Raw genomic sequence first — 312 nt, 5'->3', positions numbered from 1 at the left:
CAGGACCCTGCGGTCCAAGTACCATCGGCGCTGAAGGGCTTAACGGTCGTGTTCGAGATGGGTACGCGTGGTTCCCCTTCGCCATTATTACCAAACGGATGTTTTAGAGGCAGCAAAAAAAACTACCGCTAACTTTTTTAGTTGTCGAAAGAGACTTGCTCCTTCAAAACTGAACATGAGCGAACCTGCCGGTTTTGCATCTTTCGATGCTATCTGATCATCATCGTGATCAGTTATTTCCTTAGAAAGGAGGTGATCCAGCCGCACCTTCCGATACGGCTACCTTGTTACGACTTCACCCCAATCATCTAC

2 rRNA genes are annotated in these 312 nt (G+C 48.1%); both read right to left on the bottom strand.

Going from position 1 to position 312, the window contains the following annotated elements:
- A 5S ribosomal RNA gene (gene rrf / locus AC0LWF_RS27945) occupies window positions 1–95 on the bottom strand; the annotation flags it as partial.
- A gap of 150 nt (window positions 96–245) precedes the next feature.
- Window positions 246–312 (bottom strand): 16S ribosomal RNA (locus AC0LWF_RS27940); the annotation flags it as partial.

The sequence above is a fragment of the Paenibacillus sp. sgz302114 genome (genome assembly GCF_056120345.1).
Note: the sequence above shows the minus strand (reverse complement) of the source record. Positions and strands in the feature narration are given on the sequence as shown.